The organism is Thermosporothrix hazakensis, from assembly GCF_003253565.1.
Classification (GTDB): domain Bacteria; phylum Chloroflexota; class Ktedonobacteria; order Ktedonobacterales; family Ktedonobacteraceae; genus Thermosporothrix; species Thermosporothrix hazakensis.
The window spans coordinates 13,058-34,582 of record NZ_QKUF01000020.1; the positions used below are offsets into that span (position 1 = coordinate 13,058).

Sequence of the window (21,525 nt, forward strand, 5' to 3'; positions counted from 1 at the left end):
CGGCACGGCTTGGTACCTTCCTTGCATATTATTCAATGGATAAGGGCATACCTTTGCCACCAGTGCTTCTGGTCATTCTTACTATGGTGGCATTGCAATTATAGCGCATTCTGTTTAATTGAGTCCAGAGGACAACCCCCTTATCGGTCGATGGATGATGACGCCGCTTTGCGACACACAAGTGTCAGACGGCTATCCATACTTAAGGGACGCCCGTCCAGCCCTCCATAGGCCGCCTGAATCGGCAGGCCGACAAACGAGAGCATTTCTGAAAGCTCGGTGGGGGTGTAGATTCGCATTGACTGCTGGTGCTCCCGCCGCGCCCCATCAGGAAAGAGCAGGCTGATCTGCACATTGTAGCGGCTTTTGAGCAGGTCAATCTGCCGCTCTTCCAGCACAATCAGGTCGTCCTGATAGCGAATAATGCCATGCGGCGCGAAGGAGCGCAGGACGCGGGCCTGATGCACTGTTTCCAGTAGAAAGAGCCCCCCTGGCTTCAACGCCTTGTGCACCTGCTGTAAGACCTCTAAATCAGCCTCATCGTTCTCCAGATAGCCAAATGAGGTAAAGATATTGATCACGGCGTCAAATTCGTCGTGAAACGGGATGTGGCGCATCGAGCCATGCAGCCAGCGCACCTGAAGATCCTGTTCGCGAGCTGCGGCGCGGGCCTGCTGGAGAAAATAGTCATTGAGATCCAGCCCGGTCATGCGATATCCCTGCCGTGCCAGGGGGAGTGTGTGTCGCCCATAGCCACAGCACAGGTCGAGCACCTTGCTCCCGGGAGGTAACTGGAGCAGCTTGATAATCTGCTCGGCCTCCATCTGTGAACGTTCGGGTGGCAGGAACGGGGCGTAGATGCGCAGATAATCCTCGCCGAAGAATGATTCGTACCACGGTTTTTCGGCCATATGCTGAAAGCTCCCTCTTCTGTGAATAGATGATCAGTGGTGGTTCTATTACAACAAACGAGGAGTGAAAGGAAATTGTTGTGTAATAGGTGACAGAGGCAAACAGTGCCAGCATGTTTCTCTGCTCCGAGAGAGGGGCGGGAATCGGTACAATGCTTGTATGCTGTCAGGTTTTGCGGTAAACTGTGCCTCAAGAGAGATGCTCTCTCGGTGGAAGTTCTGACACATCAGGTGTCGTTGCAGGAGTAATTGGACAGTGTTCGCGGAAGAATTCGCTGTGCTTGACGGCGGCTCGGCCCTCTGGGAGGCACTCCGTCCTCTGGTTTCCGCTGCGTTGCGTCTGGAACGCGAGGGCGAAACTGCTACATGGCATGGCTGGAATAAGCAGCAGATCGACGTATTTCTACAGGCGCTTCCGGCCCATTGCGCGCTGATCGCGGGTGTGTGGGAGGCAGATCGCCTGGCGCTCGGGTGTGTCTGCGAGGTGGTTGCGGGCGAAGTGCGTTCGCTCCGAACGTTTGAGCAGCTAGACGAGACGCTCCAACTGGACGAGCTCGCGCCAGATTTCGAGCATGCCCGGGCAATTATGCGGGTCGTCAAGCGTGAGATTGCGCCCGTGGCCTGGGCCCTCTTTACCGATAAAGCGACGTGGGACGAGTGGGTTTTGTCCCCGGAGGCAGAAGCCGGGATGATTGATAAAGGGGCGCTGCTGGACTCTCTCGCTCGTCAGGGTCGCTGTGTGCTCCTGGGAAGTCAGGCGGCGCTGCGGCATCATCATCATTAGCTTGTAAGGATTGACTATGGAGCAGAAAACCCCGTTAATCTGGAATCCAATCTTGCGACAGTATCTTGTAAATGCTCCTCACCGCATGAATCGCCGCGAAGGGACGACCCAATGTCCGTTCTGCGCTGATATTATCGAGGGGCGTGTGGGGCCCGAAACGCAGGCCTGGCTGCATCCGAATGATTTCCCGATGTTGCAGCCTCCGGTGGGTGAAGCGTATGTGGTGATCTATAGTCGGGATCATGAGCGCACGTTCACGCAATTAACCATTGATGAGGTCTACACGGTCACGCGGCTCTGGCGCGATCTGTATACTGATCTGGCGCAGCGCTATCCCACGGTCATGATCTTCGAGAATAGCGGCACCGCCATCGGGCAGACGCAGTTTCATCCGCATGGGCAGGCCTTTGGCGTGTCGGTCATTCCGCCCACCCTTGAGCGCGAGCTTGAAACTGTTGTGATTGACGCCGCCGCGGGAAGGGGCTGCCCGTTCTGCCGGGTGCAGCAGGAGCTAACCGCAAGCGACTATGAGGTTGCTACAAACGAGAGCTGGCAGGTCTTTTTACCGCCATTTGTGCGCTATCCCTATGAGACCCATTTCTATCCCCGGCGCCATGTTGCCAATCTGGCGCAGATGGAGGACCAGGAGCTCCACGACCTTGCCGAGATGCTCTTGCGTGTCATCAAGGGCTATAATGCGCTGGCTGATGGGGAAATGGCCCCCATGCCCTATCTACTCGGGCTGCATCAGCTCGCTGACGAGCGCTTTCATTTCCATATCGAGATTCAGGCGATCGGGCGCGCTCCCGGGAAACTGAAATATGCCGCGTCTTCTGAAGGAATCTGGGGGATGTGGTCAAACGATTCGTCTCCAATGCAGAAGGCACAGGAATTGCGTCAGGCGATTCAGAACAAGGAGGTATCAAACACGTGAAGCAACCATTACCACAGCCTGCTGTTGAGGCTGCACAGCGGTTCCCCGCCGTTTTTCAGGACGATGGAGCGTATGCTAGCCCGCTCGGCGCTGCCTGGGCGTCGGGTCGCGTCAATATCATCGGTGAGCATACCGACTATAACGAGGGGCTGGTTCTGCCCGCAGCGGTGAGCCGTGTCGTTGCTTTTGCCGGTCGTCGGCGCAATGATCTGAACGTGCGTCTCTGGTCCGAGCAGTTTCAGGAGAGCGGCCAGTTCACGCTGGAAGGGCTGCCCGAGAACTTTGCGCAGCAGCGGGATGCCGCGCCCAAGTGGGTACGCTACGTGATGGGGGTCGCGTCCGAATTGATCCGCGCCGGAATCGAGCTCTGTGGCTTTGATGCCGTCGTGACCGGTGATGTTCCTCTGGGGGGCGGGATGAGCTCGTCCTCCGCGCTCGTCGTCGCCAGTGCGCAGGCCTACGCGCTCTTCTCCGATGGCAAGTTCACGATTGGTACCGAGCACGCAAAGCTGACCCCGATGCAGCTTGCTGATCTCTGTGCCGAGTCCGAGCGCCGTTCGGCTGGCCTTAATGGCGGCATTCTCGATCAGGCGGCGTCCTGTCTGGGACAACCCGGCAAAGCTGTGCTGATTGATTGCCGCTCGCTTGACTATCGCTATATTCCTTTTGACGCGCCCGACCTATCCATTGTCGTCATTGATACCAATAAGCGCCGTGAGCTGACCAATTCCGGGTATAACGATCGCACGCGTGAGTGCCGTGAAGCCTGGCAGACGATCAAGGCATTGATGCTGAAGCACGAGCCGGAGAACCCCGCCGGTGCCGCGATCTCGTCGCTGCGTGATGTCACCCCGGAGATCTTTGCGAAGTATCAGCACGAATTGCCCGAGGTGCAGCGCAAGCGTGCCGGTTATGTGATTGCCGAGAATGAGCGCGTCTTGCAGGTTGTCGCGCTGCTGGAAAAGGGCGATCATGTGGGCGTCGGTCAGCTTCTCTGGGAGGGCCATGCCGGGCTGCGCGATGAGTATGAGGTGAGCTGCAAAGAGCTCGATGTTGCCGTTGAGATCGCGCGTTCAGTGCCGGGTGTGCTCGGTGCGCGTATGATGGGTGGAGGCTTCGGCGGATGCACCATCAATATTGTGCGCAATGAGGCCGTAGAGGCGCTGCGTGAGGCCATTGAGCAGCACTATGAGCCACAAACCGGCCTGCGTGCGGGCTTCGATATCTGTAACACGGTGGGCGGCCCCGGCTATACCTTTCTCGCCTGATTTCTCAGTAGCAATTGCAGGGACGCGTACTCAATACGGCGGATACACACGTATGTCTCCTGGCGGTGCGCGTCTCTCCCTCAATATGTATGCTCCCTTGTTGTACAATGAAGGCCATAAAAAGGTGTACAGCGAGTATCATTCTTCAAAATGAGGAGATAGGCTATGAAGCTCTTTCTTTCAACCGATTTCGAGGGGACCAGCGGCGTTGTTGCCTGGGAACAGATCCTTGAGGGGAAGGTGGAATATGAACAGGGACGCAAGCTGCTGACCGCCGAAGTCAATGCAGTGATTGAGGGTGCTCTTCAGGCGGGAGCACGCGAGTTCGTGGTGAACGATGCCCATAGTAGCATGCGCAACCTGCACCCGCAGAATCTCAAGGGGCGAGCCACGCTGATTACCGGACGCCACAAACCGCTGTATATGATGGAAGGGCTCGACAGCTCGTTCGATGGCGTCTGTCTGGTGAGCTATCATGGCTCGATTGGCGCGGAAAAAGCGATTCTGTCGCACACCTATAACCCGGGGGCGATCTGGGAGGTGCGCATCAACGGCGAGATCGTGGGTGAATCCGGGCTGAATGCGCTTGTCGCCGCTCATTATGGGGTGCCGATTATTTTTGTGAGCGGTGATGACGCGACGGCTCAGGAGGCGGAAGGGATCGCACCGAAAGCCGAAAAGATCGTCGTCAAGCACTCGCTCGGGCGTTTCGCGGCGGTCAACCTGCATCCCGAGGTGGCCTGTGAGCTGCTCAAAGAGGGTGCGGAGCGGGCTGTTAAGCGCCTGGGCGAGATGGAGCCGCCTCATTTTCTGTTGCCGGTCACGGTTGAGATTACTTTCCTGGTCGCGGATATGGCGGACATGGCCCTCTGGATTCGGGGCGTGGAGCGTGTGGGAGCGCGAACGGTGAAGGTCGTGGGTGAAGACCTGCTTGAGCTCTATCGCACGTTTGTTACGATTGTGATGCTGACTCGTGGGTTGGTTGATCGCTAGCCGCTTTTGCGCGATTCGCTTTATTTGGCATTACCCCGCATTTTGTGGTTTAATGCCAGGAGACGGCAAGTGGCAGAGTGCGCTGCTTGCTGGTTCCATTTCGTGCGTACTACCTGTTGTCTGGAAGGAGTGATGATGAATCCTCGTATTTCCTTTATGGGGGCGAACTATGTAGCGCGTGCTGTGGGCTATCATATGGTCAAAGGCTGGGGAGAAGGCGACGAGGCCACAAATCGCCTGTTTCAGCCGCTTGAGACCTTCGCGGAGCGCTTCGAGCAGATCGTGAGTGACATTCATGCGCTCGGCTTTACAACAATGGATGTCTGGCTTGCACATCTGCACTGGTCCTGGGCAACTGAGGAGCATATCCGGCTGGCTCGTGAGATCTTGCGAAAATATTCGATGCGGGTAGCGAGTCTGGCCGGTTTTTTTGGTTCGACCCGGGAAGAGCTTGCGTCCTCCTGCCGTCTGGCACGAGCGCTTGAGACAACGGTGCTTGGCGGGACTTCATCCTTGCTGAAGACCGACCGCGCCTCGACGATTGCCATTCTCAAAGAGCACGGGGTGGTGCTTGGCATTGAAAACCACCCGGAGAAGACGCCGCAGGAGGTACTGGCGCAGATTGGCGATGATGGCGAGGGCGCGCTTGGCACTGCCCTGGATACCGGTTGGTTCGCGACGCAGGGCTATGACGCTGTCCGGGCGATTGAAGAGCTGTTTCCCACCATTGTTCATATGCATCTCAAGGATGTGTTGCAGGCGGGTGAGCACGAGACTTGCCGCTTTGGACGGGGGATCGTCGATGTCGAGCAGTGTGTCAGGACATTGAGGCGCCTCGGCTACAGCGGCTACTACAGTATAGAACATGAACCCGAGTTATATGACCCCACAGAAGATTGTCGTGTGATGTTAACGCAGGTCTCTGGCTGGCTGGCCGAGTAGAAAGCAGGACGCTATGGAGAAGAAACCACTGCATATCGCTATTGTTGGATGTGGCAATATTGCCGGAGCCTATGCCAGAACGTTTGCTCCCTATCCGCAGATCCGCCTGCTTGGGGCCACAGATATCGATTTTGCGCGGGCCGAAGCCTATGCTGCGGAGCATGGCGGCAAAGCGTACCCCTCGCTGGAAGCGCTGCTTGAAGATCCTGAGGTGGATGTAGTTGTCAATCTGAGCATTCACCATGCGCATGCCGCCGTGATCAGGCAATGTCTGGAGGCGGGTAAGGATGTCTATAGCGAGAAGCCGCTTGCGCTGAGCTCCGAGGAAGCATGGGCGCTGGTCAGGCTGGCGGAGGAGAAAGGGCGGCGGTTAAGCTGCGCGCCGATGACGATTCTCGGGGAGGCACAGCAGACGCTCTGGAAGGCGATTCGCGACGGTCTGGCTGGCGAGGTCCGGGTAGCCTATGCCGAGGTCAATTGGGGACGTATCGAGAGCTGGCATCCCGCGCCCGGGCCTTTCTACGAGGTTGGAGCGCTCTTTGACGCGGGCGTCTATCCCCTCACCATCATGACGACGATCTTTGGCCCGGCCCGACGGGTTATCGGTTTCGGCAAGGTGCTCTATCCAGATCGCGTCACGCAAACCGGGGAGCCCTTCCATATCGAGACACCCGACTTTGTGACCGCCACGATTGAGTTCGCCAGCGGCGCGGTTGCTCGCCTGACTGCGAGCTTCTACGTGGGGCAGCACAGCAAGCAGAAGGGCATCGAGTTCCATGGGGATAAGGGCTCGCTCTTCATCGATTCGTGGCAGGAATTCGATGCGAAGGTTGAGTACGCGCGTTTTGGTGAGGCCTATCAGCCGCTCCCGTATCTCAGGGAGCCCTATCGCGGTATCGAGTGGGCGCGCGGCGTGCTGGATATCGCAAGCGCCATAGAGGAACAGCGCCCGCAGCGGATCACCGGCACACAGGCCGCACACGTGGTCGATATTCTCTGCGCGATTCGGCAGTCCTATGAGCAGGGAACGCCGGTCGAGCTTCAATCGGAATTTGTGCAGCCTGAGCCGATGGACTGGGCTCGCTAACGCTGCTGATAGATCAGGGTATAGCGCCCGATGGTGATGCGATCGCCAGGTTGGAGCCGATAGCCCTGGCCCGGCAGGAGCCGTTGCCCGTTGACAAACACCCCTTTTGCGCTTTGCTGATCGTAGAGCGTATAGTAACCGCTCTCTTTGCGTAGCACGGCATGGTGGCGCGAAGTCAGGTTATCGCGTTCGAGCAGAATAGTGCTGCTCCCGGCCCGCCCCACAGTCAGCAGATCGCCATGCAGCGGGATCTCATGCGACCCCTGATAGGGCGAGAGAACCAGCAAACTGGCCTGCTTCTCTGGCGGCTCTGCTGGTGGTGCCGGACTCGGCTCGGGAATATTTGGAGCGGCTGGCGGAACCGGGTGCGGTTCGGGAATGGTCGGTCTGGTTGGTGGGCCTGGCATCGGCTCAGGGACAACCGGCTCGGTTGGTGGAACCGGGATCGGCTCGGGAACGTCTGGCTGTGGCGGAAGGGGCGGCCTGACATCGGGCGGCTCCTCCGGCTCGGGCTGATAGGGCACCGTCGGTTCAGGAATTTGCGGGGGCGTTGGTTCCGGCGTTGGAATGGGCTCCGCAATATCGGGCTCAATACGTGGCTCCTGTTGGGGCTTCTCGCGCATCGCTGCAAGTAGATCCTCCAGCAGGGGGCGTTTGGGCGTGTTGCCGGTTGGCGGCGGAACAATTACCTTATGCACAAGTGTTTCCTCCATCATGATGTCTTCCTCCTCTGCTTCTTCCGTTTGCGTCAGAGCATGAAGCAGGGCATCAGTGAATTCACGTGTGGAAGGGTAGCGACGTTCCGGCGCTGCTTGCAGGGCGCGTGTCATAACGGCATCAAATGACCTCGGCACTGCGGGATTCAGCCGCGAGAGCGCGGTAAAGCGTATGTTGAGTTTGAATTGAAGCACCTCTTTCGGCATGCCAAAAAAAGGAGGGCGGCCCGAGAGCCAGAAATAAAACAGGGACGCAAGGGCATACTGATCGCTCTCGGGGAGGGTGTGCAGGCGATATTGCTCGGGTGCCGCGATAATCGGGAGTGGTGTGGACTGAGGCTGCCCGTACTTGCGCACAAACATGGCACACCATGCATCGGAGACGATCAGCGGCGTTTCGGCAGAGGCTGGTAGAACGAGAATATTGGAGAATGTCAGGGAGCCATGCGCGTAGCCCTGAGTGTGCAGGGCATCGAGCGCCTGGGCCAGTTGCGTGGTCAGGCGGACGGCATCGGCAACCGTAAGCGGCGGACGATACTGCGTACGTCCATATGGCCCGAGCAGCGAGCCAGCCTCAAGGTAGGGACGCGCGATATAGACATAGCCGTCCCGGTCTCCATAGTCGAGAATCGGCGTCAGCAGCGGGTGGGTGATGATGCTCAGGGCCTGGGCATCGCGAAAAAACTGACGGCGAGCTTGATCTGAGAGCGGGTACCAGGGATGAAGCAGCTTCAGCAGGACCATCCGTGCAATGCGCGTGTCTTCTGCAAGATAGCTTTTGCCTGCGGCTCCGCTCCCAAGCGACCGGTTGATACGATAATACGCGAATTTCTGTCCTTCTACCAGATCGTGCATACAGACTCCTCTGTTCCGTTCCGTTGAGTCCCTTCTTTCAACGTATTGTAGCACAAATCGCACGTTCCCTCATAGATGGCGGACCACTGCTGATTTCGGATTTTGCGCGATTCTTGTCTTTAATCCAGGTATGGTGTTTCATGGTATGGCTGAGTTCCTCGCTTCGGGACGCGCAGCGCTTTCGCAGGCCAGAAATAGAGCGCGAGAAAGGCGAGCAGCGGCGGCACGAGATGATAGAGGAAATCCCATCCCTGCCAGTCACCGAAGGCGGGTGGGTGAAAGAGATAGAAATAGATCGAGTAGACCGAGGCCGAGAAGACCACCGACGCCCCCAGCAGCGCCCGCCCGAGTCGTTCATGCGCGACGGGAAGCGCGAGCGCGGCTATACCAATCGACCAGGTAAGATACCAGGGGAAGAACCAGGGCACCACAAAGAACAGGACAAACAGGAACAACAGGCTCATCTGCGTCCAGTTTCGCAGGGTGGGCGTGCGCCACAGCCGCACCGCTGTGTAGATCAGGGTTGGGCCGAGCACCAGCGCATTTATCACGCTCCATGTCGAATGTTCGGCGAGAGGCGGAAGTACTGTATGCAGCCAGCCAGTCGCCGGGATGCCGTTCTGCTTGACCAGGAGCACAATGCTGTACGAGATCGAGTGATAGAATGAGCCTGCCGAGGGAGGCGTTGAGAAGCTCGCCACAATCTCAGGGATGCTATGCCCGATCCAGAGCGGTACATAGCCGATCAGTCCCAGAAGCAGGCAGAAGCCCGCCCCTGCCAGGAGCTTGAGCAGGACCAGACGCCAGCGTGCCCCGGGCGTCTGCGTGCGGTGTGCGTCGAAGAGCTGGCGAGCCATCAGCACAAAGAACAGCGCCAGCAGGGGAGCTGCCGAATATTTGATGAGCAGCGCCAGCGACACGCTGAAGAGCACGGGCAGGTAGAGCGAGAGGCGCGCCCGTTGTTCATGCGGCCGCTGCTCGATCCGTTGCCAGAGGAAAGCACCAAGCAGCAGGAATGTGATCATCATGATATCGTTGTGGGCGCTATGGGCGCTTTCCAGCAGCGTGAGCGGGTTCCAGGCATAAAGGAGTACTCCAAGCATCACTGTGCGCTCTGTGCAGCCCTGACGGCGCAAAATACGCAGAATCAGGTAGCTATTCACAAGGTGGGTCAGTGCGAGGAGCACACGATAGCTGTACAGATGTATCAGGGCATGTGGGCCGGCGTACAGGGCAATTGCCGCGCTGATATACTGCCAGAAGGGGCCGTAGGCTGACGTGGCGTAGCGCCAATCATGGTAGCGGTTGATCGGGTCGGCATGATGGCCCATCAGCGCGAAATAGGGGCTTTCGTGATAGGTGACAATCTGGCGACCATTGCCCGCGTAGGCAAAGATATCATGCGAGATCATCGCCGGGCTAAAAATCGAGATCAGGCAGACAAGCAGCGTAGTTCCCAGGATCAGGCGCAAGATCAGGCGATAGTTCCCCGTTTCTGGCTGCTTGCTGAGACACCAGGCACAAAGCCCATAGATGCTGAAGAGCAGACCGTTCAAGAGTAGAAAAAGCAGTGCGTTCGCCGATACCGGGTCAAGTTGCCCGGCAAAAGGCGCGGGAAGCCAGGCCCCAGGTGCCGTCAGCGGGCCTGGTGGTGGCATAACCTCGTTATGGGGGGGGAGATAGGTGAGCCGATAGAGCGGTGTCACATAGAGCAGGTTACAGAGCAGAAAGGCGCTGGCACAGAGCAGCACACCCCGCGCCGACAGCCGGGCTGGTGGCCGTTCTGGCTGGACGCTGATGGGCTGCGGATCGACAAAGGTCTGTTTCATTCGTCTCCCTCTAGAGAATCATACCATCCAGGAATTCATGTAAAAGATCATACTGAGCGTCACGAGCAGAGCCGCAAAGAATACCTGTAACGCTTTGTCAAGGCGTGGATGCTCGATACAGAGAAAACCGAGCGTAATAAAGGCTGGAGCCTCCTCAAGCACAAGGCGCTGCATTGAAATCAGTGGGTCGGCGTGGGTCAGGCTCGGATTCACCAGACAGAATAGCAGCAGAATGAGATTATAGATGCTATAGCTCAGGCGAATGCGGCGCCAGCCAGCGAGAAGCAGCGCCAGAAAGCTGAGCGTCGCCCCCAGATCGAGTAGAATATGTGCCTGATAAAACGAGCCGAAGGGCTGTTCCCAGATCAGGTCATAGATCGCACTGGCGATGCCGGCCCACGGCCATGCGGAGCGCCGCGACCAGTTTTCCTGTACCGTAGCGAAAATGATCGGATCTCCGGTACTGTACCAGCAATAAAGCGAATAGAGCGCGGTGCCAAGCGGAATCAACAACATGGGGAGCAGGCAAAAGAACAGCGTTCGCTTGTTGATCGCGACCCGGTCTTTCTGTAACCAGAGCTCCACCAGAAAGGGGAAGACCAGCATCAGCCCGACCGAGCGCGTCAACGCCGCCAGACAGCCGAGCAGTCCCGCTGTCCACCAATGGTGACGCCGGAGCGCCAGCAACGTTCCCAGAGCAAAAAACAGAAACAGTGTCTCGTTGTACGCTGTGAAGAAATAGAACGAGGTCGGAAAGATACAGAAGAGCAGTTGTGCCTTACATGCTACTTTTTCGCCGCCAATGTCCGCAGCAAGCTGGTAGAGCAGCAGCAGCGTCCCGAACAGCGCCAGATTGCTGAGCATAAAACCAACCAGCCAGTAGCTCCACGGGCCAAGATACTGACTGATCGAGGCAATCAGCAGCGGAAAGAAGGGAAAGAACGCGAAGTCTGTCGGGACCTGATAGCCGTGTTGCGCGATCCGCAGAAAATTGAGCGCATCCCAACGCGCCCAGACCATCAGCATATCTTCAAGCTTGACTGCTTGCGTGGAGTCTCTGGGCGTGTTGAGCAGAATATAGCCAACGTATGTTACGATGACGAGCAAAACCCGTGTCAGGACAAAAAGCCAGAGTGTCCTGAGTATGGCAGAAAATTTCATCAAAAACCACCACAAACACGACCCGCCCGTCAACAAAACGGCCAGGTCGCGCAATTTCCTCTTCTTCTAACGAAAAAGATGCGTGTCTGGAAACAAAAACCGCTGCTTCCCCCCATTTTAGGGTGCGCTCAAGGTTGAAGAATAAAGGTAATGCTGAAAAGTGCCAGAAAAACAGGAAAAATCAGGAAGAGCGATTGATGGAATCCAGGATGCTTTTTCCCCTGAAATGCGAGCGTGAGCAGCATAGGAAAAAGCAGAAGCAGCATGTGCTGATTGGGCTGCAAGACGTCGGGGCTCTCCTGTGCCGGAAATGAGAGCAGCACAAAGAGGACACCGAATGACCAGAGCGAGTACCGAAATGGAAGCCGAAACAGCCCCACAACCCACAGGACCAGAAAGAACAGGGTGATACAGAGATCGATAATCAGGTGTACCTGAAGCGACGAGCCGGCAGGGAGCGCATGCGGCCCGAAGAGCATGCTGAATGTCTGTATGATCCCTTCCCAGGGATAGGTGAACTCGCGTCCCGACTGCAACTCGACTGTCAGCAGGGCGAGACGGTCACCGGTCGCCAACCAGGCACAATAGTTAATAAAGAGAATACAAAAGGGAAACAGCAAAAGAGGTGTTATGCCATTCAGGAAGGCAAACACGCTCGAGAACAGGGCTCTCCGTTCGGCGATCAGCGTCGCCAGATAGGGAAGCAGCAACAACAGGCCAAACGGTGAGGTCAGGGAAGCCAGCATGCCAAACAGCCCGGCACGCCACCAGTAGCGCCGTTGCAGCGCCCAGAATGTCCCGACCGAAAAGAGCAACAGGAAAGACGTGTTATAGGCCGTAAAAAAATAAAAGGAGGTCGGAAAGATACAATAATAGAGAATCGTGTAATGGGCGACTTTTTCTTCGATAGAGAAAGCAATAATATGATAGAGGAAAATCAGTGCTGCCAGAAAAGCCAGATTGCTCAGGATCATGCCGACAAGGAAATAGTTGCCAGTCAGGTTGCCCACTGCTCCCACGAGCAGCGGATAGAGCGGAAAATAGGCAAAATCACTCAGCGATTGATAGCCATACCGGGCAATACGAATATAGTCTGTCGACTCTCCCAGGTTCCAGGCGGAAAGCAGAGAAGGGACCGTCACAATTTTCGCCAGATAGGTTGGGGTCGTCAGCAGCAGATAGGCAAAATAGGTCACAGCAAAGAGGACAAGGCGCGTGACAATAAATAACCAGATAGTGTCACGGATCGGGGTTCTTTTAAGCGCAATATACTTATGATACAGCCTTTGAATACGCATGAAATAGATGACGACCTTCCTTACGCGTTTGTTGCGGGAGCAAAACCTGTTGATATACCTCTGCGGAGGGTCGTCATGTAGTATATGAACGAAGCTCGCCACTGTCAAGCGGGCGCGACTTCAGGGGCGTGCTGCGATCACACAATAGGTCGTCTGCCCACCTGTGAACACATAGATGATATGGTGAGCCCAGGGCGCGGGAAGCGGGGCGTTGCGCTGTTGCAGGTGGGCCGGCCAGATCAGGTAATCATAGCGCTGATAGACCTCCGCAGGCTGGTCCGGCGTGACCTCTTCCAGTTGAAAGCGGGCGGGGAGATCCCGGTTGAAAGCAAACCAGCTCAGGTCATCGATCTTTTTATCAAGCGTCTGGTCTCGGGCGACCAGGCCGACGCGGGCCGGTTTGTCGGTGTGCTGCGCCAGCCAGAGCACGGCGTCTCGATAGCCCGGATAGGCGACCTGAAGTGTCGTGTTCTCCCCCTGAAATGGCTCGCTGGTGTAGCCCTCAGCCGCGGGTACGGTAAGCAGACCAAGCAGGTGTGAGGTACAGGTTGCCAGCAGCGCAGGCACAAGCACATAAGCCGGATGAGGGCGCGGTATACGGGCCAGCCCCGCCTTGAGTACGGCAACGAGAGCGGCACAGCCAGTTAGCGCCACAGCGGGAGCCAGCGGCAGGTGATAGTGCGTCCCGACCACGATGTTGAGCAGGCAGAAGGTCAGCAACAGGCCGCCAAGCCAGCAGACGCCGAAAGCAAGTGCGCTGGCTCGCTCCAGCTCCATCGTGGGGCGCAGGTGGAAGCGAACAAGCTGAAATAGCCCGTAGAGCAGGAAAAGCCCCGCTGGAATGGTCAGGAACACGCTGAGTTTGACCAGCAGGATGTACAGCACGGTCCAGCGTGGGACATGCGTCATATAGTGTCCTGCCAGAAAGAAATCATGCCCGTTGATGGCGTGCTGAAGCTCGAAGAGAAAGCTGTGATAGAGCCGCTTCGGCGGGTTCGTCCAGATTGCGGGATCAGCCAGCAGAAAGACCAGCACGCCAATGCCAACCGCAAGCAAGCCATATTTCAGCGGAGGTCGTCGCCGCTCAAGCACGCAGAAGTGATAGAGGGTATAGAGGATCATGGGCGGTACTGCCAGGATCGCGGTATATTTGCTGGCGAAAGCAAGCGCGGCAAGGGCGGCTGCGACCGGATAGAGTCCCGGACGGGCACGTGCATGCCAGATCAGCAGGAAGGCCACCGTGATGAGCGTGGTCATGGGCATATCCAGATATGCCAGAGCGCTAAAATAGCTGAGCCACGGACTGAGCGCCAGGCTGAGTGCAGCGAGAAATGCCGCCTGAGCTCCGAACGGACGCCGCCCGAGGAGATAGATCGCCGGGAGCAGCAGGGTACCGCTGAGTAGCCCCGGGAGCCGCGCCGCCAGCAGGTCGGGCAGCGGGTGTCCGATGGTGTTGTTGAGGGCCAGCGCTGCCCCGATCAGCAGCTTGACCAGGGGTGGGTGCTCATAGTTGTAGCTCCACGCGGTTGACCAGAATTGCAGGTGGGTGACGAGCGGGAAATAGAGACGACCGGCCCGAAAATAGACGATCTCATCTGTCACCATATCGAGCCGGGTTGCCAGCAGGACACGGGGAACGAGCGCCACTGCGGTCAAAAAAAGGGAGAGGGAAAGCGCGAGGAGGTGCGAAGTAGAGGAGTAGCGGGCTGCTTCTGTCTCTGTCGCACTTGAACGAGATGATACAAGCTCTCCCATGACTTCAGTATAGACCTCATCTGAATAGAAATAGAGCAAGCCAGTTGCGGTGTGCGCCGATAGGACCGGTAGAATGTCGAGCGCATTATAACACAGGTCAAGCTCGTGCTCAAGCAGAAAAAAAGGGCACCACTCGGGTGCCCTGGATAGAGATAATACCGTGTTCAGACAACTCCTGTAGCGGGAGCTGCAGATACAATAAACAATGATAATTTATACGTGTAAATGTATCTTAAACGCACTCATGAAGCGCGTATTTGCTGGTAACGCCGCGCAGCTTGGTGAGCGCGACTACTTCGAGTTGTCGGACGCGTTCCCGGGAGATGCCTAGCTCTTTCCCGACTTCCAGGAGTGTGCGGCTGCGCCCATCTCCGATACCGTAGCGCAGCATGATGACCGAGCGCTCCCGTGGTGTCAGCACAGACAATGCGCGGTGGAGCTCCTCGCCGAGAAGATGCTGTGACGCGGTCTCCGACGGAGAGGGAGTTGTACTGTCCTCCAGCGTATCAGAAAGAGCATAACGAGTGTCGTCATCAACCGGCGCATCAAGCGAGACCGGCTGTTCGATGACGCCCAGCAGGTCTTTCACCTCATCAACGGCAAAGTTGCAGGCGGCAGCAATTTGCTCAGGCAATGGATCGAGGCCGTTTTCCTGCGAGAGCTGAGCGGCCACGCGGCGTACTTTGCGCAGGCGGGTAGCAACATGTTCCGGTAAATGGATCATGCGTGACTGTTCGCCCGCTGCTCGGCTGACTGCCTGTCGAATCCACCACGTGGCATAGGTGCCAAAGTGGCAGCCGCGCTGATAGTCGAACTTTTCGGCGGCGCGGATCAGTCCCAGATTCCCTTCTTGAATCAGATCGACAAGTGGGACCCCGGTGCTGGTGTAACGACGGGCAATAGAGATGACCAGACGTAAATTCGACTCAATCAGTTTTCGTTTCGCTCTTTCGTCTCCGGCGGCGGCGCGTTGTGCGAGGTCAATTTCCTCGGCATGTGAGAGCAGGCCGAGGCCGCGAATATCGCGGAGATAGCTCTGAAACGCGTCTTCCGAGCCGGAAGAGTGCTTTGTGCGAGTAATGCCATCACTACGAGAACGGGTAGGGTTTGTCGCGAACTCCTCTTCGTCCGTTTCAAGCTCATCTTCTGAGTAGAAGAGATCAGCCCCTACCTCAAGGTCATTGAGCTCAGAGAGGGAGTCAGTTTTCCGGTATCCCCTACGCTTGGGTACAGGAGTGTGTCCGATTTCCTCTTTGAAAACGGTATGTTCGTCGGTGTCTATTTCGTCTGGCGTTGCTGTATTCCAATCAAGCAATGCCCGACGTTCGTCGCGAACAGGGTCAATGATAGCCATGCTTCCACGCTCCCTTCAGGACAATAACCGACAGAATCAGCGTCGGCCCCCATGGCCTCGTGGTCAGTACGCACAAGCATGATGGCTTGATAGTGCTGAGTAGGTATGTGTCCGGATCTGTGTCACAAAATTAGATCTTGTTTGTCTGTATTGTATAAGACAAAATACAGAAATACATCGGGTAATTACCCTAAATAAGATAAGGTTCTAACCGTATATCGTATTCATTTTTTGTCGCTATTTTCAAAAAAGGTGCGGGTTCGAGGCGCGTTAAGTGGCGTATCAGGTATGGTGTATAGGGGGCTTTCCGCTGGCAAAAAAAGGCGCTCCCCCTCAGGAGAGCGCCGGGTCATCTTATGCCATTGGCGGTGGGCTATCGGGCAGGTGCCCCTGATCATATGTATAGCCAACTGGATCCGCCAGTTTCTCGCTCGGGCGAAGATCCCACTGCATCTCTTTCGCTTCGGCCTTGCTCACCAGCAGATAGACACGGTTCGCGTCCGCGTCGACCGAGGCGATTGCATCATATGGGATATATCGATCTTTGTGGAAGATGATGCCCTTCTGCACCTGAATGCAGTCATCGAAAATGTTCTCTATATGGCCGAGATCTTCGTCCGCGGAGGAATAGACTTCCATACCCTTCTTGAACTGTTCTTGCTTCCACTGACTCATAATGCAATACCCCTTCCTTCTGAACAATGTTCCATTCCTTACGCTTCTGTTTCTGTGCTGTTCACGTTTGGAAGCAAGAAAGAGTTTCAGACGGAACGGGACGCTTCAGCGAAAGAAAGATGCAGGCTTGTTTTTGGGGCCGGGGCGATGGTATACTATTGCTACTGTTTAATAAGGAAGAAGACGAAGAGCAGGCGGAGTAGGGTTATCGGACTGCCAGAGAAGAGGAGTCACCGGGTGGAAGCTCCTTTCAGTTGCGAGCCGTGAACGTGGCCTGTGAGTCGAAGCTTCGAGATGCCGGCATGGCATGTCAGGGGTTTCCGGGGTCAGCCCGTTAACGCTGAAATGAGGATAGCTGGCCCAGGGTTGGGCGGGCCCGCTATTGAACTAAGGTGGTACCACGAGTCGCGCTGCCCTCGTCCTTATGTGACGGCGGCGCGGATAGATCACAACGAAGGAGTACCATCTATGTTGCCCGACCGCTATCATTTTCTTACAGCGGAACCACATCTGATCCACTTCTGGGCCGAACAGGGCATCTATGCCTATGATCCACAGGGATCGGGCCCGACCTACACGATTGATACACCTCCTCCCACCGTTTCGGGTGAGCTGCATCTGGGACATTGCTTCTCATACACGCAGACAGATGTTATTGCTCGTTTTCATCGCATGCTCGGCGAACGGGTTCTGTACCCGATGGGCTTTGATGATAACGGCCTGCCTACCGAGCGCTTCGTTGAAAAGACGCTCAAGCGCAAGGCGACCGAGATGGAACCGGTTGAGTTTCTGCGTGCCTGTCGTGAGATCACGGAACAGGCGGAGGATCGCTTCGCGGCGCTCTGGCAGCGGCTTGGTCTGAGTGTTGATTGGCGCTATCGCTATAGCAGCAGTTCACCGGAGGCGCAGCGCATCTCGCAATGGTCGTTCCTTGAGCTCTACAGGCAGGGCCGCATCTACACGCAGCAGGCTCCCGTCCTCTGGTGTCCTGAGTGTCGCACCGCAATCGCTCAGGCTGAGGTCGACGACCTGACAGATACCACGCGCTTTACGACGATTGCGTTTTCGCTCGCTGATGGCGCGACGCTCCCCATCGCGACGACGCGCCCCGAGCTGCTTCCGGCCTGTGTCGCCATCTTTATTCATCCACAGGACAGCCGTTATGCTCATCTTGTCGGGCGGACTGCCTCGATTGCGAGCGCCGGTTTTTCGCCACAGGAGCAGATCACGGTTCCCCTGCTTGCCGATGAGCGCGTTGACCCGCAGAAGGGAACCGGTGCGGTTATGTGCTGCACCTTTGGCGACTCGACTGACATTTTCTGGTGGCGTACCCATAACCTGCCGCTTCGTCAGGCGATCGGGCGCGATGGCCGTATGACTGAGCTTGCCGGGCCGCTTGCCGGAATCTCGATCAAGCAGGCACGTGAACGCATTCTGGCATGGCTGGCCGCCGAGGGCTTGATTCTGCATCAGGAGCAGATTGAGCACACGCTAGGCACGCATGAGCGGTGTGGAACTCCGGTCGAGTATCTCCACACGCGTCAGTGGTTCGTTCGCGTTCTGGACCAGAAGGAGCGGCTGCTTGAGCTTGGACGCTCGCTTCGCTGGCAGCCCGCTCACATGCAGACGCGCTATGAGCACTGGGTTGAGAATCTGCAATGGGATTGGTGCATCTCGCGTCAGCGCTACTGGGGTATTCCGTTCCCGGCGTGGACCTGCCGCGCCTGTGGCACGCTGAAGCTGGCCCGCCCGGAGCAGTTGCCGCTCGATCCGCGCCAGGTGCTCCCTGATGAGCCGTGTGACTGTGGCGCTCTGGATTTCGAGCCCGAGCGTGATGTCATGGATACCTGGGCGACCTCGTCCTGCTCGCCGCTTTTGATCGGACGTCTGCTGGATGATCCTGATTGGTTCGCCCGTCACTATCCGGCGAGTTTGCGCCCGCAAGCGCACGATATCATTCGGACCTGGGCGTTTTATACGCTGGTCAAGGCGCTCTATCACACCGGTCGGGCGCCCTGGAAGGAAATCATGATCTCAGGCTTTGCGCTTGCTGAGAAGAGCGTCAAATTCTCGAAGTCGAAGGGGAATAGCCGCTACGAGCCCGGGCATCTGATCGAGCAGGAGTCGGCGGATGCATTGCGCTACTGGGCGACCGGCATTCGCACCGGGCTGGATACCTTCTACAATCAGGCGAGCGTCGCGACCGGGCGCCGTCTCGTCACCAAGCTCTGGAACGCGGCTCGCTTTGCCCAGCGGCATATCAGCGACCTGACCCGGGATGAGATCGCGCACCGTCCGGCGCTGTTGCTCCCGGTTGATCGCTGGCTGCTCTCGCGGCTGGCCCAGACGGTTGAGGTCGCGACTGCCGAACTTCGCAAAAATGAGTATGCGACGGCGCGGGCAGAGATAGAGCGCTTCTTCTGGAATGATCTCTGTGATAACTACCTGGAGCTGATCAAGGGACGGCTCTATCAGGCGGATGGCGCGGAACGTCTGGCGGCGCGCTGGACGCTCTATCAGGCGTTGCTGGCTGTTCTTAAGCTGTTCGCGCCCTACCTGCCCTTCGTCACCGAGCAGATCTATCAGGGGCTTTTCCGGGAGCGCTCGGGTGATGTCTCGCTGCATCGAGCGTCGTGGCCGCTGGAATGGTTGGAATGGCATGATCCCGAGGCGGAAGCGGTCGGCTCGGCACTGCTGGAGCTGCTTCAGCAGGTTCGACGCTATAAGGCGGCTCATGGTCTCTCGCTCGCCGCAGAGCTCGCCTGCCTGAGGATACGCGTTCGGCCAGCGCTCCAGCCCGCGTTACAGGCCACGCTGACCGATATTCAGAGCGCGACCCGGGCACGTGAGGTCCAGTTTGAGGCGCAGGCTGGCGAGCCGCTGACCATCTCCATCCAATAGCGCATACGAGCGGCGCTCTGGCTTTCGTGGGCGCCGCTCCTCAATATCCTCATTATAGACAGGCAATGAACATACAGAGAATTCCGTAGACAATGAGAAGTAATGGGTAGATATTGAGAGGGCTTCTGAGAAATAGCAGGTAGAGCGCCGCGAGTATGGTACAGCAGACGATCAGCAGCAGGCGCTGCCACCAGAGCAGGAGCGGCTTCCTGAATCTCCGTTCCGGTGATGGAATTCTGGTATTTTTAGGAAATAGAAAAAGTAATGGTATCAAAAATAGAATAAGGGCGAAAGGAGAGATATATATTACTTTCTCGCTGAGGTGCGTGAGTCCCGTCATGAAGATAGAAAAACCAAATATGTAGAACAGGAGTGAAAGGGCGGTGCTGAGCGGTGCGCGTATCTTCCCGGATGACTGGATCAGGATCTGCTGCTGTTGTTGTGCCGGTGCGAGGGCTTGTTGAGCGTACTCATAGGCCGGCGGTTGCTCAAAGGGCTTGCCACAGAAACCGCAATAGTGGAAATCGGGTGGACTGACGCGCTGGCAGTCCTGACATGTTTTTTCTTTCATAGGAGAAGCAATCCTTCTTAAATAGTTGCCAGAATAGTGACCAGTGTGCCATAGAGAAAGAGAAACGGTACCGTAAGGGCCAATTGTGTTCCCCCAACCTGTGTTGTTGCGAGCCATATCACAATCAGGATCAGCGGGAACAGGGCAAACAGCGACAGTACCACGCGGCGAACCGTCAGCAGATATGGGCGTTTATGGTAAATCAGCAGTAGAAGCAGGCGAACAACGCCGATAATCAGGACAAGCAGGCCCGCAACCGCTGCTCCCGCGCGTACGTTTGCATCAAAGTCTGGTGATGTCAGGAAGAGGGTGGCGCCGAACTGAATCATGGTTCCCCACGTATAGAGCAGCATGGTGACAATTGTTCCGAGCACGGTACGTTCGGCTCGCTCGGGAGACGTAAGCTGTACCGGTTTTGCCTGCACTTGCAGTTGTCCTCGGGATAGAGGCTCGACCTTTTCGGCGTAGCCATGTGTCTGAGGCTTGATGAGCTCGCTCCCACAGCGTTCACAGTGTTTGTACGTGTCTATGTTTGGATAGCCACAGGAGGCACACATATGTTTCATAGATGACCTTTTAGCAGTGTGTTTTATCTGATAACATGGAGAAAACTCTATTTGATCAAATTTGCAGGGTTTCCGTCCTTAGTATACTCTTTCAGCAGTGCCTTTGTATAGTGATATGGCTCGATCTTCCTGAAAATACGTCAAAAGAGGAGCCGCCACGTACATTGACGACTCCTGCATTTCTTCTCTCTACTCAGAACCAGGGAGGATATTAATATGTAGCAATGATTTCGTTCAGGATGCCGTAGAGCAGAAAAACAATCCCGAGTATGCGATAGGTAAATTGGTCGCCTCCGCCCACCGCTTCGGGAAGCCAGCCGACGCCAAGCAGCAGGGCAACAAAGCCGAGGAGCGCCACAGTGAGCACCGCGCCAAGCCTTTTGCTCATGGAAATACGGGCATGTCGATGATATTGCCGGATCAGAAGCAGGATACAGGCCGCCACACTGACAATGAGTCCGAGCGCCGCCGCCCCGACAATTGCCAGACTATTTTCGGTGAAGCTCATTACCAGCCCGCTGAGGCCGAACGCGCTACACAGCGTCCCCCAGAGCGCGACCACCGCGTTGATAAGCAGCTCGGCAAACGAATTGCGTGGCGGGGTAATCGTCATATCGAAGGCGGAGGCATGAGGCGTTGTGAGCGGTGGTGGCATATACAGTTCATCGGCCTGGGGCATCTCGTACGGGTCCTGCATCATCATTTCCTGCTGTTGTCTCTCGGGAGAGCCGTGGCGTTCGGCTTCTAGAGAGCATCCGCATCCCTCACAAAAGGAACTCCTTGCTGTATTCACATATCCACACAATGGACAGGGCTTCATGCTTTCTCCTCTCACTGTTCCGGCGCGTATCTGTATCATATCACCGGGGCTTCTATAAGGAGAAGAACGTATAGGGGCGCCTATGCACAAATAGGGAGGTCTTCC

General features: G+C 56.7%; 18 protein-coding genes. 7 read left to right on the top strand and 11 right to left on the bottom strand.

Features of this window, described 5'->3' with window-relative positions; translation table 11 throughout:
* Positions 1-140 precede the first annotated feature (140 nt).
* Positions 141-911: a class I SAM-dependent methyltransferase gene (locus tag EI42_RS21825; RefSeq protein ID WP_111324761.1), complete on the bottom strand. Its 771-nt coding sequence runs from the start codon at positions 909-911 to the stop codon at positions 141-143.
* A gap of 256 nt (positions 912-1,167) precedes the next feature.
* On the opposite strand from EI42_RS21825, the gene EI42_RS21830 reads away from it, so the two are divergent.
* From EI42_RS21830 to EI42_RS21855, 6 genes are all read left to right on the top strand, one after another.
* On the top strand, positions 1,168-1,695 hold the full coding sequence (locus EI42_RS21830; protein WP_111324762.1) for a hypothetical protein: 528 nt from the start codon (positions 1,168-1,170) through the stop codon (positions 1,693-1,695).
* Between the two features lie 16 nt (positions 1,696-1,711).
* Positions 1,712-2,629 carry a galactose-1-phosphate uridylyltransferase gene (galT, locus tag EI42_RS21835; RefSeq protein WP_111324763.1) on the top strand — a complete coding sequence of 306 codons (918 nt, stop codon included), beginning with the start codon at positions 1,712-1,714 and terminating at the stop codon, positions 2,627-2,629.
* On the top strand, positions 2,626-3,897 hold the full coding sequence (galK, locus tag EI42_RS21840; protein ID WP_170142819.1) for a galactokinase: 1,272 nt from the start codon (positions 2,626-2,628) through the stop codon (positions 3,895-3,897). Before galT ends, galK begins: the two co-directional genes overlap by 4 nt.
* A gap of 165 nt (positions 3,898-4,062) precedes the next feature.
* Positions 4,063-4,890, top strand: a complete 828-nt coding sequence (locus EI42_RS21845) for a M55 family metallopeptidase (protein ID WP_111324765.1) — start codon at positions 4,063-4,065, stop codon at positions 4,888-4,890.
* A 132-nt stretch (positions 4,891-5,022) separates the two neighbouring features.
* Positions 5,023-5,832 carry a sugar phosphate isomerase/epimerase family protein gene (locus EI42_RS21850; RefSeq protein ID WP_111324766.1) on the top strand — a complete coding sequence of 270 codons (810 nt, stop codon included), beginning with the start codon at positions 5,023-5,025 and terminating at the stop codon, positions 5,830-5,832.
* A 13-nt stretch (positions 5,833-5,845) separates the two neighbouring features.
* The gene (locus EI42_RS21855; RefSeq protein ID WP_111324767.1) at positions 5,846-6,919 is read left to right on the top strand and encodes a Gfo/Idh/MocA family protein; all 1,074 of its coding nucleotides are present in this window, start codon (positions 5,846-5,848) and stop codon (positions 6,917-6,919) included.
* Here the strand turns inward: EI42_RS21855 and EI42_RS21860 are convergent.
* The 7 genes from EI42_RS21860 to EI42_RS21890 all read right to left on the bottom strand — a co-directional run bounded on the left by EI42_RS21860 (position 6,916) and on the right by EI42_RS21890 (position 16,562).
* Positions 6,916-8,490, bottom strand: coding sequence for an FHA domain-containing serine/threonine-protein kinase (locus EI42_RS21860; protein WP_111324768.1), 1,575 nt, complete (start codon positions 8,488-8,490; stop codon positions 6,916-6,918). The genes EI42_RS21855 and EI42_RS21860 overlap by 4 nt on opposite strands.
* A gap of 119 nt (positions 8,491-8,609) precedes the next feature.
* Positions 8,610-10,319, bottom strand: a complete 1,710-nt coding sequence (locus EI42_RS21865; protein WP_111324769.1) for an MptA/MptB family glycosyltransferase — start codon at positions 10,317-10,319, stop codon at positions 8,610-8,612.
* Positions 10,320-10,337: 18 nt separating this feature from the next.
* Complete coding sequence (locus tag EI42_RS21870) at positions 10,338-11,480, bottom strand: mannosyltransferase family protein (RefSeq protein ID WP_111324770.1); 1,143 nt, start codon at positions 11,478-11,480, stop codon at positions 10,338-10,340.
* Between the two features lie 128 nt (positions 11,481-11,608).
* On the bottom strand, positions 11,609-12,778 hold the full coding sequence (locus EI42_RS21875) for a glycosyltransferase family protein (RefSeq protein WP_111324771.1): 1,170 nt from the start codon (positions 12,776-12,778) through the stop codon (positions 11,609-11,611).
* A gap of 120 nt (positions 12,779-12,898) precedes the next feature.
* Positions 12,899-14,533, bottom strand: coding sequence for a glycosyltransferase family 39 protein (locus EI42_RS21880; protein WP_111324772.1), 1,635 nt, complete (start codon positions 14,531-14,533; stop codon positions 12,899-12,901).
* 232 nt (positions 14,534-14,765) lie between these two features.
* Positions 14,766-15,887 (bottom strand): sigma-70 family RNA polymerase sigma factor, encoded by a 1,122-nt coding sequence (locus EI42_RS21885; protein ID WP_111324773.1) that lies wholly within the window; start codon positions 15,885-15,887, stop codon positions 14,766-14,768.
* 354 nt (positions 15,888-16,241) lie between these two features.
* Positions 16,242-16,562 carry a DUF2171 domain-containing protein gene (locus EI42_RS21890; RefSeq protein ID WP_111324774.1) on the bottom strand — a complete coding sequence of 107 codons (321 nt, stop codon included), beginning with the start codon at positions 16,560-16,562 and terminating at the stop codon, positions 16,242-16,244.
* Positions 16,563-17,030: 468 nt separating this feature from the next.
* On the opposite strand from EI42_RS21890, the gene EI42_RS21895 reads away from it, so the two are divergent.
* A complete protein-coding gene (locus EI42_RS21895) occupies positions 17,031-19,463 on the top strand; it encodes a valine--tRNA ligase (protein WP_170142820.1) in 2,433 nt (810 codons plus the stop codon).
* A gap of 52 nt (positions 19,464-19,515) precedes the next feature.
* Here EI42_RS21895 and EI42_RS21900 read toward each other — a convergent pair whose 3' ends face one another.
* From EI42_RS21900 to EI42_RS21910, 3 genes are all read right to left on the bottom strand, one after another.
* A complete protein-coding gene (locus tag EI42_RS21900; protein ID WP_111324776.1) occupies positions 19,516-20,034 on the bottom strand; it encodes a hypothetical protein in 519 nt (172 codons plus the stop codon).
* A 17-nt stretch (positions 20,035-20,051) separates the two neighbouring features.
* Positions 20,052-20,600, bottom strand: a complete 549-nt coding sequence (locus tag EI42_RS21905) for a zinc ribbon domain-containing protein (protein WP_111324777.1) — start codon at positions 20,598-20,600, stop codon at positions 20,052-20,054.
* Between the two features lie 211 nt (positions 20,601-20,811).
* Positions 20,812-21,393 carry a hypothetical protein gene (locus EI42_RS21910; protein WP_211326307.1) on the bottom strand — a complete coding sequence of 194 codons (582 nt, stop codon included), beginning with the start codon at positions 21,391-21,393 and terminating at the stop codon, positions 20,812-20,814.
* Positions 21,394-21,525: the final 132 nt, after the last annotated feature.

Excerpts from the sequence above, each read along its gene's own strand:
- EI42_RS21825 (WP_111324761.1), bottom strand. The coding sequence starts at position 911 with ATGGCCGAAAAACCGTGGTACGAATCATTCTTCGGCGAGGATTATCTG.
- galT (WP_111324763.1), top strand. The coding sequence starts at position 1,712 with ATGGAGCAGAAAACCCCGTTAATCTGGAATCCAATCTTGCGACAGTAT.
- EI42_RS21845 (WP_111324765.1), top strand. The coding sequence starts at position 4,063 with ATGAAGCTCTTTCTTTCAACCGATTTCGAGGGGACCAGCGGCGTTGTT.
- EI42_RS21850 (WP_111324766.1), top strand. The coding sequence starts at position 5,023 with ATGATGAATCCTCGTATTTCCTTTATGGGGGCGAACTATGTAGCGCGT.
- EI42_RS21855 (WP_111324767.1), top strand. The coding sequence starts at position 5,846 with ATGGAGAAGAAACCACTGCATATCGCTATTGTTGGATGTGGCAATATT.
- EI42_RS21860 (WP_111324768.1), bottom strand. The coding sequence starts at position 8,490 with ATGCACGATCTGGTAGAAGGACAGAAATTCGCGTATTATCGTATCAAC.
- EI42_RS21865 (WP_111324769.1), bottom strand. The coding sequence starts at position 10,319 with ATGAAACAGACCTTTGTCGATCCGCAGCCCATCAGCGTCCAGCCAGAA.
- EI42_RS21870 (WP_111324770.1), bottom strand. The coding sequence starts at position 11,480 with ATGAAATTTTCTGCCATACTCAGGACACTCTGGCTTTTTGTCCTGACA.
- EI42_RS21875 (WP_111324771.1), bottom strand. The coding sequence starts at position 12,778 with ATGCGTATTCAAAGGCTGTATCATAAGTATATTGCGCTTAAAAGAACC.
- EI42_RS21880 (WP_111324772.1), bottom strand. The coding sequence starts at position 14,533 with ATGGGAGAGCTTGTATCATCTCGTTCAAGTGCGACAGAGACAGAAGCA.
- EI42_RS21885 (WP_111324773.1), bottom strand. The coding sequence starts at position 15,887 with ATGGCTATCATTGACCCTGTTCGCGACGAACGTCGGGCATTGCTTGAT.
- EI42_RS21890 (WP_111324774.1), bottom strand. The coding sequence starts at position 16,562 with ATGAGTCAGTGGAAGCAAGAACAGTTCAAGAAGGGTATGGAAGTCTAT.
- EI42_RS21895 (WP_170142820.1), top strand. The coding sequence starts at position 17,031 with ATGTTGCCCGACCGCTATCATTTTCTTACAGCGGAACCACATCTGATC.
- EI42_RS21900 (WP_111324776.1), bottom strand. The coding sequence starts at position 20,034 with ATGAAAGAAAAAACATGTCAGGACTGCCAGCGCGTCAGTCCACCCGAT.
- EI42_RS21905 (WP_111324777.1), bottom strand. The coding sequence starts at position 20,600 with ATGAAACATATGTGTGCCTCCTGTGGCTATCCAAACATAGACACGTAC.